Raw genomic sequence first — 13611 nt, 5'->3', positions numbered from 1 at the left:
AGCGAATTTACTGCTTGGCCAGGCCCAGTTTCTCGATGATGGCCTTTTCCTTCTTCACCGTATCCGCGGCGAACTGCGAGTACTGTGCGCTGTTCATGTAGTACGGCTCCATGTCGAACTTGGCCAGCGATTCGCGGTAGTTCGGCATTTCCATGGCCTTCTTGAAGGCGTCATGCAGCTTCTGCACGATCTTCGGGTCGGTGCCCTTCGGTGCCACCAGGCCGAACGGCGAGGTCTGCACGATGCCCATGCCCAGTTCCTTCAGCGTCGGCACGTTCGGGAAGCGCGCCGAGCGCTTGTCGCCCCACGTCGACAGCAGGCGCAGCTTGCCCTGCTCCACGTACTGCGCCCACGCCGGCGTATCGGCCACCGACATCACGTGGCCGCCCAGCAGCGCCTGCATCGATTCGGAGTTGCCCTTGTACGGGATGTGCGAGAACTGCACGCCCTGCTTCATCGCCAGTTCTTCCATGGTCAGGTGCAGCGTGGTCATGGTGCCGGGCGAGCCGTAGGTCAGCTTGCCCGGATTGGCCTTGGCGTAGGCGATGTAGTCCTGCATGGTCTTGATCGGCGAATCGGCCGGGACCACCAGGCCGAACGAATAGCCGGCCAGGTTGATGATGTAGCTCAGGTCCTTGACCGGGTCCCAGTTGATCTTGGTCGTGTACGGCAGGCGATAGACCGGCATGGCGACCTGCGCCAGCGTGTAGCCGTCCGGCTGCGTCGATTGCATCATCTGGGCCGGCAGCACGCCGCCGGCACCCGGCTTGTTCTCGACGATGACGGGCTGGCCGAGGATCTTCGAGGCGTTTTCAGCGAGCACGCGGAACGGGATATCCGTGGAACCGCCGGCCGTATAGCCGATGACCAGGCGGATCGGGCGTTGCGGGAATTTCTCTGCCTGCGCTTGCGCGGGCATGGCGGCGAAACCAAGCGCGGCGGTGGCGGCGGCGAGGCCGGCGCGGGCGATGAATTGGCGGCGTTGCATTTGACGATATCTCCTTGTGCTGCAAGTCACTGCTAGAAATGATTGGATCGGGTGCCGCGCGTGCCGCGGCCCGATGCTTGCTTTTTATTGCCCGGTGCCGAAAGCGGCCCGGAGCGCCGCCACGGCATCGGCATGCGCCTGCGCCACGGCGGGGACGAAACGGCCCATCTTGAAAAAGTCGTGGATCATGCCAGCATAGTCGGCCAGCGTGACCGCCACGCCGGCCGCGCGCAATTTTTCCGCGTAGGCCACGCCCTCGTCATGCAGCGGGTCGTAGCCGGCCACGGCGATCCACGCGGGACAGCAGCCGCGCACATCGGCACCGGCGCCGCCGCCGTCGAGCGGAGCAAAGCGCCAGTCGTCGCGGCTGGATTCCTGGTCAAGGTAGTGCGAGAAAAACCACTGGATCATGTCCTCGGTGAGCAGATAGCCGTCTGCCAGAGCCCGGTGCGACGGCGTGTCCTGTCGCGCGCAGGTGCCTGGATAGATCAGCAGTTGCAGCACGGGCGCCAGGCCGCTGTCGCGCGCATGGATGGCGCAGGCCGTGGCCAGCGTGCCGCCGGCGCTGTCTCCGCCCAGCGCAATGCGCTGCGGATCCGCGCCCAGGCGGGCGGCTTCCTCGAACACCCAGTGCAGCACGTCGAAGGCATCGTTGGCCGCGGTCGGGAATCGCCATTGCGGTCCGAGGCGATAGTCGACGGACAGCACCATGCAATCGGCGCGCGACGCCAGCATGCGGCACAACGGATCGTGCGAATTCACGCTGCCCACCGTAAAACCACCGCCATGGAAATACACGAGCAACGGCAACGGCTCGGCCCAGCTCGCCTCGCGCGCCGCATACAGGCGTACCGGAATGGCATGGCCATCGCGTCCACAGATATGGAGATCCTCCACCGCGTGTACCGCGGGCGGCGAAATATCGAGGATGGGCGCACTCTTCTCGTACGCGATCTTGGCGTCTTCGACGTCCATCACATGGATGGGCGGCCGCTTGGCACGCGCGATCAGGTCGAGCAACGCTGCCACTTGCGGATCGAGTGCCACCGCCGGCATGCCGGTAACCGCGTGGCCAGCGGGCGAGGCGGGGGATGAGGTGGACGGTACAGCGGACATGGCAGACACTGGATTCGATACAGCCCTGGCGGCATCCTGGCCGGCCAAAATGTTTCCCGCTTCCCCCGGCATCGGGAGAAGTTCGAATTGTGAACGATCGTTCGATTTAAGTATCATGCCAGTGTTTCAGGAAGCGGGCAGTCCGAAATAACCCCGATGCATGAGCGCGGCGGGGGTTTTCTGGGCGATGATCGACCCATCGAACCCGTTTGGCCAGTGAATACAGGAAGCGCCCTAGAAGCGAAATTAGCGGCGGATCGCCGCAGGAGACAGCGAACCATGGCCTTTATCTATTATCTGACCCACATCCATCTCGACTTCGGCGCGGTGAGCCTGCTCAAGTCCGAATGTGAACGCATCGGTATCCGTCGGCCGCTGCTGGTGACCGACAAGGGCGTGGTCGCGGCGGGCGTGGCGCAGCGCGCGATCGATGCGATGAAAGGCCTGCCGGTGGCGGTCTTTGACGAGACCCCGTCCAACCCCACAGAGGCCATGGTGCGCAAGGCCGCACAGCAATATCGCGACGCCGGCTGCGATGGCCTGGTCGCCGTCGGCGGTGGTTCTTCGATCGACCTGGCCAAGGGCATCGCGATCCTCGCCACGCATCCGGGCGAACTGACCACCTACGCGACCATCGAAGGCGGCAGCGCGAAGATCACCGAGCGCGCCGCGCCGCTGATTGCCGTGCCCACCACTTCCGGCACGGGCAGCGAGGTGGCGCGTGGCGCCATCATCATCCTCGACGACGGGCGCAAGCTCGGCTTCCACTCCTGGCACTTGCTGCCGAAATCAGCCATCTGCGACCCGGAACTGACGCTGGGGCTGCCTGCCGGCCTGACCGCCGCGACCGGCATGGATGCGATTGCCCATTGCATCGAGACCTTCCTGGCGCCCGCCTTCAATCCGCCCGCCGACGGCATTGCACTGGACGGCCTGGAGCGCGGCTGGGGCCATATCGAGCGCGCCACCCGCGACGGCAAGGACCGCGATGCGCGGCTCAATATGATGAGCGCGTCCATGCAGGGCGCCATGGCGTTCCAGAAGGGCCTGGGCTGCGTGCATTCGCTGTCGCATCCGCTCGGCGGCCTGAAGATCGACGGCAAGACCGGCCTGCACCACGGCACGCTCAACGCGGTGGTCATGCCAGCCGTGCTGCGCTTCAATGCCGACGCCCCGACCGTGGTCCGCGACGACCGCTATGCGCGCCTGCGCCGCGCCATGCACCTGCCGGAAGACGCCGACATCGCCCAGGCCGTGCACGACATGACCGCCCGCCTGGGGCTGCCCACCGGCCTGCGCCAGATGGGTGTCACCGAGGACATGTTCGACAAGGTGATCGCGGGCGCGCTGCTCGACCACTGCCACAAGACCAATCCAAAAGAGGCCAGCGCGGAGGATTATCGGCGTATGCTTGTGGCGTCCATGTAGGCCAGCCTGGCCCTGGGCCGGTCCGGGACACTCATCCACTGGGGGAGACAGCGAATGACTGGTGAACACTTGCAGGTTGTGCATGGCGACATTACCCGGATGGAAGTCGACGCAGTCGTCAATGCGGCCAACAGCGGCCTGCTCGGCGGCGGCGGCGTGGACGGCGCCATCCACGGTGCCGGCGGACCCGCGATCATGGCGGCGTGCAAGGCCATCCGCGACACGCAGGGTGGCTGCCCGACCGGCGAGGCGGTGATCACCACCGGCGGACTGCTGCCCGCGCCGTACGTCATCCATGCGGTCGGCCCGGTCTGGCATGGCGGCAGCCGCGACGAAGACGCACAGCTGGCCAGTGCCTACCGCAACAGCATCCGGCTGGCCGCCGAACATCACCTGCGCACCATTGCCTTTCCCAATATCAGCACCGGCATCTACGGCTTTCCGCGGGAACGCGCGGCCGATATCGCCATCCGTGCGGTGCGCGAGGCCCTGGCTACCGCCAAAGGCATCGAACAGGTGACGTTCGTCTGCTTCGACGACGAGAACTACAAGCTGTACCGCGAGCGCCTGTCCTGACGACGCCTACGGCACCACGCCATCATCGGCCATGGCCACCGCGGCCTGCGCATGCAGCGCGGTGGTATCGAACACCGGCAGCGCGCTGTCCTGCGGGCCGATCAGCAGCGTGATCTCGGTGCAGCCGAGGATCACGCCCTGCGCGCCGCGCGTGCCGAGTTCGCCGATGATGCGCTGGAATTCCGCGCGCGCCGCGTCGCGAATCGTCCCATGACAGAGCTCGTCATAGATGATGTCGTGCACGATGGCGCGATCGGCTTCGTCCGGCACCAGGGTCTCGATGCCATGGCGGTCGTGCATCCGGCCGCGGTAGAAATCCTGCTCCATCGTGAAGCGCGTGCCGAGCAGCGCGACACGGCCGATGCCTGCTTCGCGCAGCGCCAGCGCGGTCGGGTCGACGATATGGACGAACGGCACCGACAACGCAGCTTCGATCGCCGGGGCCACGCGATGCATGGTGTTGGTACACAGCAGCACGAAATCGGCACCGCCGGCCTGCAACTGCCGGGCGGCCTGCTGCATCAGCACGGCAAGCTCGTCCCAGCGCCCATCGTGCTGCAGCGCCTTGATCTCCTCGAAGCACACCGTGGCCATGACGCTGCGCGCATTGCGATGCCCGCCCAGCCGGGCTTTCATGCCCTGGTTGATGAGACGGTAGTATTCGGCGGACGATTCCCAGCTCATGCCGCCGATCAGCCCGATAGTCTTCATTGCCTGCTCCGTGTGGCGCATGGGGGCTGCGCGTTGTCGACGAGGCAATCTACCACCCGGATCTGCCGGCAGACAGGGACAGTTTTCGCGCGGGCGACCCGGCCAGTTATGGCCGGGCAACCATCCCAACTGCACGGCAAGACTGCGTTTTCCGCTACTTCAGCGCGCTGCGTATCAACCGGTTGACCAGCTCCGGCTGCTCGTGCACTACCCAGTGCGTGCCGTCCGGAATGCGCTCCAGCCGCATGTCCGGCACGAACTGGTCGAGGCCATCGAGCAGCGATTTCGGCAGTGCGCGGTCGCGCTCGCCCCAGATCACGAAGGTTGGCACGCGCACCACGAACGCCGCCGGATCGAGCCGCGAGATGTCCGGCGGCGGCTCGCCGGGCCCGGGCGGATGCATCGGAGAAGCGCGGTAGTAATTGACGCCGCCCGACAGCGAATGCGATTCGCCCTCGCCCGGCTGCGCCCATGCGGCCAGGTATTTCTCGCGCGTTTCGCCGCTGAACCACGGCGCGGGTTGCTCGCCACCCGCCTTGAGCATGTTCTCCAGCATCGCGAAACCATTGGCGGCCAGGATTTCTTCCGAGCCCGGGCGGCGTAGCCAGTTCATATAGGCCGAGGCCGCCTGCTGCTGCGGATCAGTTGCCAGCGCTTTGGCGAACAGGTACGGATGCGGCGAATTAATGATCACCAGTTGCTCGACCAGTTGCGGGAACTGGATGGCAAGGTTCCAGCAGATCGCCCCGCCCCAGTCGTGGGCCACGACGATGCAGCGTTCGTAGCCGAGCACGGAGACGAACTGCACCAGGTCCTCGACGATATGGCGCGGGCGGTAAGCGTCGACGGCCTCGGGCTTGCTCGACAGGTTGAAGCCGCGCAGGTCCGGCGCCACCGCAAAGTGGGTGCGGCCGAATTCGGCAAGCTGGGCTTCCCACTCGAACCAGAACTCCGGGAAGCCATGCACGAACAGCATCAGCGGCTTGCCGCGCTCCCCGGCGCTGGCATAGTGCAGGCGCGTGCCGTTGGGCAGGCTGGCAAACTGCAGATGGCGGATTACGGCGGGGGCGGTCATGGCGTTCTCCATGCGCGGGCCTCGTCTGGTTTGTTGCGTTGCGTCAGCCGCGCAGCGCGGCAACCAGGCCGGCGCGCACCTCGGGCTTGTCCGCGAACGGATCGCCCGGATTGCGCTGGCCGATGATGTCCTCGAAACGTTGCTGCACGGGTGCGAGGGCCTGCGGGTGCGAATAAATATAGAAGCTTTCGTCGCGGATGGCATCGAAGGTCTTGCGCGCCACGTCCTCGGCCGTGACCTTGCCGGAAGTGACCGCCTTGTCCGTCAACGCCTGCGACACCATCTGCGAACGCGTGGGCGGCGCGTCGTTCGCCAGATCGGTGGGCCGGTTGCGCTGTGACTGGTTGATGCCGGTCGGCACGAAGTACGGGCACAGCACCGAGCAGCGCACCTGCTCGGTGACGAGCCCGAGGTCCTGGTAAAGCGTTTCGGTCAACGTGACCACGGCATGCTTGGACACGTTGTAGACGCCCATCGCCGGAGGACTCAGCATGCCCGCCATCGACGCCGTGTTGACAATGTGCGCCTGGTACGCGGGATCTTTCGCCGCGGCGGCCAGCATCAGCGGCGTGAAGATGCGCACACCGTGGATCACGCCGTACAGGTTCACGCCCAGCACCCACTCCCAGTCCTTCAGCGAGTTTTCCCACAGCAGGCCGCCCGCGCCGACGCCGGCGTTATTGAACAGCACGTTGACCTGACCGAAGCGCTCCATGGCCGCGTCGGCCAGCGCCTGCACCTGTTCACCGCGCGAGACATCGGTGCGCACGCCGATCACCTCGGCACCTTGCGCCTTCAGTTCGGCCACGGCGGCATCCAGCGCATCCTGCTGCACATCGGCCAGCACCAGCTTCATGCCGAGCGCCGCGCCCGTGCGCGCAAATTCCTTGCCAAAGCCCGAAGCGCCACCCGTGATGACGGCTACCCTGCCTTCGAATTGCTTCATGTTCTAGTCCCCTCTCGCTGTGGTTTGCCTTATGTTCCGGTCGGTCAGTACCGCCTTGCATGCGGCATGGAGGTCATCGTGTCAGTCCAGCAGGTCGGGCTGCTCTTTGACGATACGGGCATACAGCGGCTGGAACTGGAACCAGCCTGCCTGCGCGGTACCGACGATCGAATAAGCCTGGCGTGCGGCAGCATCGGAAATGACTTTGAGCGGCGCATTGGTACGCGCGGCAGCCGCCTCGGCCAGCAGTTGCACCTGGCACGAACGCTCCATCGTTATGAACCACCACGCGGCCTCGTCGACCGTCTTGCCCACCGTCAGCAGCCCGTGGTTCTGCAGGATGGCGGCCTTGTTCGATCCCAGCGCATTGGCGATGCGCTGGCCTTCGTCCAGCTCCACCACCACGCCGCCGAAGTCGTCATAGAGAGCGTGGTCGTTGTAGAACGCGCAGACATCCTGTGTGAGCGGATCGAGCGGACGGCCCAGCGTGGACCAGGCGCGGCCATAGGTGCTATGCGAATGCGCTGCGGCCACGGCATCGGAACGGGTCTGGTGGACGCGCGAATGAATCGCGAACGCCGCCGCATTGACCGGATAGTCGCCCTCGACCACGTTGCCGTGATGGTCGCAGCGGATCAGGTTCGACACCGTCACCTGGCTGAAATGCACGCCGAACGGATTGACCCAGAAGGTATCGGTGAACTCGGGGTCGCGCGCGGTGATGTGGCCGGCCACGCCCTCGTCGAAACCGAATTTGGAGAACAACCGGAAGGCTGCGGCGAGGCGCTGCTTGCGGTGCAGGCGTTCCTGCGCCGGCGTGTCGAACTGCGGCAGGCGCGGCAGGTTTCGATAGCGTGCCTTGACCTCTTCTGACAGGCCAGCGCCGATCTCGTCGTCGGGTGCTGGCCGGGCTTGCGGTGCGTTCATGGCTGTCTCCTGTGGTTGTCGTTCTATGCAGGCCAGCCGGCCGCGCAGGGCCGACCGCGCCCTTGCCGCTTACACCAGCTTGACCAGCTGCTTGCCGAAGTTCTTGCCCTTGAGCAGGCCCATGAACGCTTCCGGCGCGCTTTCCAGTCCCTGTGCGACCGATTCGCGGAACTTGATCTTGCCCTGCGCAACGGCCGTGCCCAGCTCCTTCAGCGCCTGCGGCCACACTTCCATGTGCTCGGAGACGATGAACCCTTCGACGGTCAGGCGCGACACCAGGATCAGTTGCGGGTTCTTCAGCGGCAGCGGCTGGCCGTCATAGCCCGCGATCATGCCGCACATGGCGATGCGGCCGAACGCATTCATGCGCGTCAGCACCGCGTCGAGGATGTCGCCGCCGACGTTCTCGAAGTAGCCGTCAATGCCGTCGGGCGTGGCCGCCTTGAGCATCGTGTAAAGCTCCTTCGCATCCTTGGCCGCCTTGTAGTCGATACACGCGTCGAAGCCGAGTTCGTTGACCACGTAGTCGCACTTGTCCTTGCCGCCCGCGAAACCCACGGCTCGGCAGCCGGCCAGCTTGGCCAACTGCCCGACCACGCTGCCGACCGCGCCCGACGCGGCGCTGACCACCACGGTCTGGCCGGCCTTGGGCTGGATGATCTTGTTCAGCCCGTACCACGCCGTCACGCCCGGCATGCCGACCGAGCCGAGGTAAGCCGACAGCGGCAGATGCGTGGTATCGACCGGCTGCATGCCGGTGCCATCGCTCACCCCCATCTCCTGCCAGCCGAACATGCCGACGACTTTGTCGCCGACCTTGTACTTTGCGTTCTTGCTGGCGACGACTTCGCCAACCGTGCCACCGATCATCACTTCATTCAGCGGCTGGGGCACGGCGTAGGACTTGCTCTCGTTCATGCGGCCGCGCATGTACGGGTCCAGCGACAGGTAGTGGTTGCGCACCAGCACCTGGCCGTCGGCAAGCTGCGGCACGGGCACTTCTTCGAGCCGGAAGTTGGCGGGCGTCACCGCGCCTTCGGGACGCGATGCGAGAACGATGCGCTTGAATGTGTTCGACATGGTCGGTTCCTTCCAATGGGAGTTGGAAAACTGCGGGCTGCAGGACACTGCGTGGCTGCGATGCGGGAGCGGCGAATCCGCTCCCTTGTGTTTGCTGTGCCGGCGTTCAGCCGTCGGCGCCGGTATCCGTTGCGCCCGGACGCTGCGGAGGCATGCGCCGGATGTACTTGAACGTGCCCGAGCTGCGCGCCACGGTCTTGCCGTCGGCGTCGACGATCTCCGCCTCGCAGAAGACCATGGTGGTGGTGCGGTGCACGGTGGTGCCGCGCGCGGTCAGATGGCCGCGCCCCGGCGCCATGAAGCTGGTCTTCATCTCGATAGTGACCACGCCGCGGCCGTCGGCATCGCTGCTGCGGCCGGCCACTGCCATGGCCACGTCGAGAAGGGTCATGATCACGCCGCCGTGGGCCATGTCCCAGCTGTTCTCGTGGCGCTTCTCGATCGGCAGCGAGATCTCGCTGCGTCCGCCTTCCGCCAGGCTGCAAGTCACGCCGAGATCGGCAAGGAAAGGAATATGGCTCAGTGAGCCGGTGTACTGGTTCATGGCAATGCGATTTGGTGTGGGGGATGGTGTGGTGCCGAAGACAGATGATGCCGCCGGCACCGGTTCCGCATTATTGCCGCAAACTCCGACTATCGTTAGGACCGTGCACCGATAGCCGTCAGACCGCGCTGACGCCGCCGTCCACCGCCAGCACCTGGCCGGTGATGTGCTTGCCCGCGTCGCTGGCAAACAGCAGCGCGGCACCCTTCAGGTCCTCGTCATCGCCCAGGCGATGCAGCGGCACGCCCGCGCACATGGCATCGACGCCCATGCGATCGAGCGAGCCCTTGGTCATCTTCGACGGAAAAAAGCCCGGCGCAAGCGCGTTGACGGTGATGTTGTGCTCGCCCCATTCGCCTGCCAGCGTGCGCGTGAAGTTGATCACGGCACCCTTCGAGGTGTTGTAGGCAATGGTCTCCATCGAGCCCGGCGGGTTGCCCGCAAGTCCGGCGATCGACGCAACGTTGATGATGCGGCCATGGCGGCGCGGAATCATTGACAGCTTGCCGATGCGCTGGCTCAGCAGGAACAGGCCGCGGATGTTCAGGTTCATCACCTTGTCCCAGGCCTCGACCGGATAGTCTTCAGCGGGAGCGCCCCAGGTCGCGCCGGCGTTGTTGACGAGGATGTCGACGTGGCCCAGTCTGGCCAGCGCCTCATCGGCCAGGCGCACAATGTCCGCCTCCTGCGCGCCGTCGGCGGCGATCCAGTCGGCCTCGATGCCGCGCGATTTCAGATGCGCCTGCGCGGCCTGCAGTTCGTCGGCCTTGCGCGCGGACAGCACCACGCGCGCGCCCTGCTCGCCGAGCGCTTCGGCGATCTGCAGGCCAAGCCCGCGCGAACCGCCGGTGATCAGCGCGGTACGGCCCTTCAGGTCAAACAGTTGCTGGATGGTACGCATGATTCGGTTCCTTGATGATTCTTGATGTCGGGGAGTGGAGGAGCCAGTCAGAACCAGGCGTCCTGCATGTCCAGCGTGGTGCGGTCCAGCGTGGCCAGCAGGTCGAGTTGCGGACCCACCTTCGGCAGTTCCCAACGCGAGAAGTACGCGGCCGCGGCCAGCTTGCCGCGATAGAACATCTCGTCTTCGCCGCTGGCGCCGCGTGCCAGCGCATCCTGCGCCACCAGTGCCTGCTCCAGCCAGATCCACGCCACCACCACGTGGCCGAAGGCCTCGAGGTAGAGGCTGGCGTTGGCCAGCGTCACGTTGGCATCCCCCGCGCTCCAGAGGACCTTGGTGACCTCCGACAGGCGCGTGGCAGCAGCGCCCAGGGCACGGGCTTCGCCGGCCAGTTCCTTGTCGCCGGTGGACAACGCGCGCTCGCAAGTGGCCTGCACGCGCTCGCCCAGCAGCCGGAACGCGGCGCCATCCTTCATCACCACCTTGCGGCCCAGCAGGTCCAGGCCCTGGATGCCATGCGTGCCTTCGTGGATCGGGTTCAGGCGGTTGTCGCGGTAGAACTGCTCGACGTTGTATTCGCGGGTATAGCCGTAGCCGCCATGCACCTGGATCGCCAGGTTATTGGCTTCCAGGCACCACTGCGACGGCCAGCTCTTGGCGATCGGCGTCAGGATGTCCAGCAGCAGCGACAGCCGCGCGTGCGATGGCGCATCGCCGGCGGTGGCCGCGGCGCGTTCTTCGTCGACGAGCTTCGCGCAATACAGGTTCAGCGCCAGGCCGCCTTCGACGTAGCTCTTCTGCGCCAGCAGCATGCGGCGGATATCGGCGTGCTCGACCAGCTTCACCTGCGGGCTGGCGGGATCCTTGCCGCCGGGGCCGACCGGGCGGCCCTGCGGACGGTTGCGCGCATAGTCCAGCGCATGCAGGTAGCCGGTATAGCCGAGCATCACGGCGCCCAGGCCCACGCCGATGCGTGCCTCGTTCATCATGTGGAACATGCAGGCCAGGCCCTTGCCGGCCTCGCCGACCAGGTAGCCGATCGCACCGGCCTTGCCGCCTGGCCGGTGCTTCATGCCCTCGCCGAAGTTCAGCAGGCAATTGGTGGTGCCGCGATAGCCCATCTTGTGGTTCAGCCCGGCGAGCACCACGTCGTTGTGCTCGCCGAGCGAGCCATCGGCGTTGACGAGGTACTTGGGCACGATGAACAGCGAGATCCCCTTCACGCCCGGCACGAGCTTGCCGTCCGGGCCCGGAATCTTGGCCAGCACCAGGTGGACGATATTCTCCGACAGCTCGTGCTCGCCTGCCGAGATCCACATCTTGTTGCCGCGCAGCCGGTACTGCGCGCCCAGCGGCGATTCACCTTCGTATTCGGCGCGCGTCGTCACGTCGGACAGCGATGAACCCGCCTGCGGCTCCGACAGGCACATGGTGCCGAAAAAGCGGCCTTCCATCTCTGGCTTGACGAAGGTGTCGATCTGCGCGGGCGTGCCGTGCGTCAGCAGCAGGTTGGCGTTGCCGATGGTCAGGAACGGGTAGGAACTCGTGCCGACGTTGGCGGCCTTGAAGTAGGCGAAGCCGGCCTTCTCGACCAGCACGGGCAGCTGCATGCCGCCCAGTTCATAGTCCTGCCCGGCGGCCATCAGGCCAGCCTCGCAGAAGGCCTTCAGGGCGGTGCCGACTTCGGGAATGATGGTGACGGTCTCGCCATCGAATTCCGGTTCGTGCTGGTCGTTCTTCTTGTTGTGCGGCGCGAACAGGTCGGTGGCGATTTTTTCGCAGGTATCCAGCGCCGCGTCGAAGGTCTCGCGCGAGTGGTCGGCATAGCGCGGAATCTGGCTCAGTTCTTCGGCCTTGAGCCACTCGTACAGGACGAAATTCAGGTCACGGCGGGAAAGGATCAGCGACATGGTGTCTCCGTGCGGCACTGCTTGGCGTGCCGCGAATTCTTTTGTCTTGCTGGTGTGCCCCGGGGCTGCCAGACAGCCCTACTGGAAGGGAATGACTTCGGAGCGATATTGCGCCAGCTGTAACGGCTGGCCCGGAATGGCTGCAAGCGTGCTCCCTCTCCCGCAAGCGGGAGAGGGAGCAAACAAGCGGTCCGCCTTTACAGCACTTCGAACAGACCCGCCGCGCCCTGGCCGCCGCCGATGCACATCGTCACCACCACGTACTTCACGCCGCGGCGCTTGCCTTCGATCAGCGCATGGCCGACCAGGCGCGCACCCGACACGCCGTACGGATGGCCCACGGCGATGGCACCGCCGTTCACGTTCAGGCGATCCATCGGAATGCCAAGCTTGTCGGCGCAATACAGCACCTGCACGGCAAACGCTTCATTCAGCTCCCACAGGCCGATGTCGTCGACCTTCAGGCCGGCCTTCTTCAGCAGCTTGGGCACCGCGAACACCGGGCCAATCCCCATTTCATCGGGCTCGCAACCGGCCACGGCAAAGCCGCGGAACACGCCCAGCGGCTGCAGGCCCTTGGCGGCCGCGACGCGTGCGTTCATCACCACGGCTGCCGAAGCACCGTCCGAGAACTGCGAAGCATTGCCGGCTGTAACCACGCCACCCGGCACCGCGGTGCGGATCTTAGACACGGCTTCCAGCGTCGTGTCACCGCGGATACCTTCGTCGCGGTCCAGCGTCACTTCCTTCGTGACCAGCTGGCCCGTGGACTTGTCGGCCACCCCAGCAAGCACCGTGATCGGCACGATCTCGTCCTTGAACTTGCCGGCTTCCTGGGCGGCGGCGGCGCGCTGCTGGCTGCGCACGCCGTACTCGTCCTGGCGATCCTTCGAGATGTTGTAGCGCTTGGCCACGTTCTCGGCGGTCTGGAGCATGTTCCAGTAGATTTCGGGCTTGTTCTTGACCAGCCACGGGTCGGCGATCATGTGGCGGTTCATCTCGGACTGCACGCACGAGATGCTTTCCACGCCGCCGGCCACGAAGATGTCGCCTTCATCGGCAATCACGCGCTGCGCGGCCATGGCGATGGTCTGCAGGCCGGACGAGCAGAAGCGGTTCACGGTCGCACCCGGCACGGTGACCGGGCAACCGGCGCGCAGAGCGATCTGGCGTGCGATGTTGGAGCCGGTTGCGCCTTCGGGGTTGGCACAGCCCATCAGCACGTCTTCAACTTCGCCGGCTTCGATCTTTGCACGTGCAATGGCGTGCTCGACGGCGTGGCCGCCCAGCGTGGCGCCATGGGTCATGTTGAACGCGCCCTTCCAGCTCTTGGCCAGCCCGGTGCGGGCGGTGGATACGATGACTGCCTCGTTCATGTCTTGCTCCTCGGAATCTTGGTGTCTTTCAGT

13 protein-coding genes are annotated in these 13611 nt (G+C 65.6%); 2 read left to right on the top strand and 11 right to left on the bottom strand.

Annotated elements, in window-relative coordinates; translation table 11 throughout:
- Positions 1 to 7 precede the first annotated feature (7 nt).
- Together AC3FKG_RS17810 and AC3FKG_RS17805 are read right to left on the bottom strand one after the other, a co-directional pair.
- On the bottom strand, positions 8 to 988 hold the full coding sequence (locus AC3FKG_RS17810; RefSeq protein WP_483711274.1) for a tripartite tricarboxylate transporter substrate binding protein: 981 nt from the start codon (positions 986 to 988) through the stop codon (positions 8 to 10).
- A gap of 84 nt (positions 989 to 1072) precedes the next feature.
- Positions 1073 to 2104, bottom strand: coding sequence for an alpha/beta hydrolase (locus AC3FKG_RS17805; protein WP_488743731.1), 1032 nt, complete (start codon positions 2102 to 2104; stop codon positions 1073 to 1075).
- Between the two features lie 279 nt (positions 2105 to 2383).
- Between AC3FKG_RS17805 and AC3FKG_RS17800 the strand changes: the two genes are divergently transcribed.
- Together AC3FKG_RS17800 and AC3FKG_RS17795 are read left to right on the top strand one after the other, a co-directional pair.
- Complete coding sequence (locus AC3FKG_RS17800) at positions 2384 to 3532, top strand: iron-containing alcohol dehydrogenase (protein WP_483711272.1); 1149 nt, start codon at positions 2384 to 2386, stop codon at positions 3530 to 3532.
- Between the two features lie 54 nt (positions 3533 to 3586).
- Positions 3587 to 4108 carry an O-acetyl-ADP-ribose deacetylase gene (locus AC3FKG_RS17795; RefSeq protein WP_483711271.1) on the top strand — a complete coding sequence of 174 codons (522 nt, stop codon included), beginning with the start codon at positions 3587 to 3589 and terminating at the stop codon, positions 4106 to 4108.
- A gap of 6 nt (positions 4109 to 4114) precedes the next feature.
- Here the strand turns inward: AC3FKG_RS17795 and AC3FKG_RS17790 are convergent, their stop codons facing one another.
- The 9 genes from AC3FKG_RS17790 to AC3FKG_RS17750 all read right to left on the bottom strand — a co-directional run bounded on the left by AC3FKG_RS17790 (position 4115) and on the right by AC3FKG_RS17750 (position 13578).
- Positions 4115 to 4819 carry an aspartate/glutamate racemase family protein gene (locus AC3FKG_RS17790; RefSeq protein WP_488743730.1) on the bottom strand — a complete coding sequence of 235 codons (705 nt, stop codon included), beginning with the start codon at positions 4817 to 4819 and terminating at the stop codon, positions 4115 to 4117.
- A 154-nt stretch (positions 4820 to 4973) separates the two neighbouring features.
- Entirely contained in the window at positions 4974 to 5906 is a 933-nt protein-coding gene (locus AC3FKG_RS17785) for an alpha/beta fold hydrolase (protein ID WP_483711269.1), read from the bottom strand.
- A gap of 31 nt (positions 5907 to 5937) precedes the next feature.
- A complete protein-coding gene (locus AC3FKG_RS17780; RefSeq protein WP_483711268.1) occupies positions 5938 to 6840 on the bottom strand; it encodes an SDR family oxidoreductase in 903 nt (300 codons plus the stop codon).
- A gap of 81 nt (positions 6841 to 6921) precedes the next feature.
- Complete coding sequence (locus AC3FKG_RS17775; RefSeq protein WP_488743729.1) at positions 6922 to 7767, bottom strand: class II aldolase/adducin family protein; 846 nt, start codon at positions 7765 to 7767, stop codon at positions 6922 to 6924.
- A 69-nt stretch (positions 7768 to 7836) separates the two neighbouring features.
- Positions 7837 to 8847 carry an NADP-dependent oxidoreductase gene (locus AC3FKG_RS17770; RefSeq protein WP_488743728.1) on the bottom strand — a complete coding sequence of 337 codons (1011 nt, stop codon included), beginning with the start codon at positions 8845 to 8847 and terminating at the stop codon, positions 7837 to 7839.
- A 106-nt stretch (positions 8848 to 8953) separates the two neighbouring features.
- On the bottom strand, positions 8954 to 9391 hold the full coding sequence (locus AC3FKG_RS17765) for a PaaI family thioesterase (protein WP_483711265.1): 438 nt from the start codon (positions 9389 to 9391) through the stop codon (positions 8954 to 8956).
- Positions 9392 to 9509: 118 nt separating this feature from the next.
- Complete coding sequence (locus AC3FKG_RS17760) at positions 9510 to 10292, bottom strand: SDR family oxidoreductase (RefSeq protein ID WP_488743727.1); 783 nt, start codon at positions 10290 to 10292, stop codon at positions 9510 to 9512.
- 47 nt (positions 10293 to 10339) lie between these two features.
- Complete coding sequence (locus tag AC3FKG_RS17755) at positions 10340 to 12202, bottom strand: acyl-CoA dehydrogenase (RefSeq protein WP_488743726.1); 1863 nt, start codon at positions 12200 to 12202, stop codon at positions 10340 to 10342.
- A gap of 197 nt (positions 12203 to 12399) precedes the next feature.
- Positions 12400 to 13578: an acetyl-CoA C-acyltransferase gene (locus tag AC3FKG_RS17750; protein WP_483711262.1), complete on the bottom strand. Its 1179-nt coding sequence runs from the start codon at positions 13576 to 13578 to the stop codon at positions 12400 to 12402.
- Between the last annotated feature and the right edge of the window lie 33 nt (positions 13579 to 13611).

It is taken from the genome of Cupriavidus sp. 22TCCZM04-2, from assembly GCF_057798895.1.
This window is presented reverse-complemented; position numbering and strand designations above follow the sequence as displayed.

Excerpts from the sequence above, each read along its gene's own strand:
- AC3FKG_RS17810 (WP_483711274.1), bottom strand. The coding sequence starts at position 988 with ATGCAACGCCGCCAATTCATCGCCCGCGCCGGCCTCGCCGCCGCCACC.
- AC3FKG_RS17805 (WP_488743731.1), bottom strand. The coding sequence starts at position 2,104 with ATGTCCGCTGTACCGTCCACCTCATCCCCCGCCTCGCCCGCTGGCCAC.
- AC3FKG_RS17800 (WP_483711272.1), top strand. The coding sequence starts at position 2,384 with ATGGCCTTTATCTATTATCTGACCCACATCCATCTCGACTTCGGCGCG.
- AC3FKG_RS17795 (WP_483711271.1), top strand. The coding sequence starts at position 3,587 with ATGACTGGTGAACACTTGCAGGTTGTGCATGGCGACATTACCCGGATG.
- AC3FKG_RS17790 (WP_488743730.1), bottom strand. The coding sequence starts at position 4,819 with ATGAAGACTATCGGGCTGATCGGCGGCATGAGCTGGGAATCGTCCGCC.
- AC3FKG_RS17785 (WP_483711269.1), bottom strand. The coding sequence starts at position 5,906 with ATGGAGAACGCCATGACCGCCCCCGCCGTAATCCGCCATCTGCAGTTT.
- AC3FKG_RS17780 (WP_483711268.1), bottom strand. The coding sequence starts at position 6,840 with ATGAAGCAATTCGAAGGCAGGGTAGCCGTCATCACGGGTGGCGCTTCG.
- AC3FKG_RS17775 (WP_488743729.1), bottom strand. The coding sequence starts at position 7,767 with ATGAACGCACCGCAAGCCCGGCCAGCACCCGACGACGAGATCGGCGCT.
- AC3FKG_RS17770 (WP_488743728.1), bottom strand. The coding sequence starts at position 8,847 with ATGTCGAACACATTCAAGCGCATCGTTCTCGCATCGCGTCCCGAAGGC.
- AC3FKG_RS17765 (WP_483711265.1), bottom strand. The coding sequence starts at position 9,391 with ATGAACCAGTACACCGGCTCACTGAGCCATATTCCTTTCCTTGCCGAT.
- AC3FKG_RS17760 (WP_488743727.1), bottom strand. The coding sequence starts at position 10,292 with ATGCGTACCATCCAGCAACTGTTTGACCTGAAGGGCCGTACCGCGCTG.
- AC3FKG_RS17755 (WP_488743726.1), bottom strand. The coding sequence starts at position 12,202 with ATGTCGCTGATCCTTTCCCGCCGTGACCTGAATTTCGTCCTGTACGAG.
- AC3FKG_RS17750 (WP_483711262.1), bottom strand. The coding sequence starts at position 13,578 with ATGAACGAGGCAGTCATCGTATCCACCGCCCGCACCGGGCTGGCCAAG.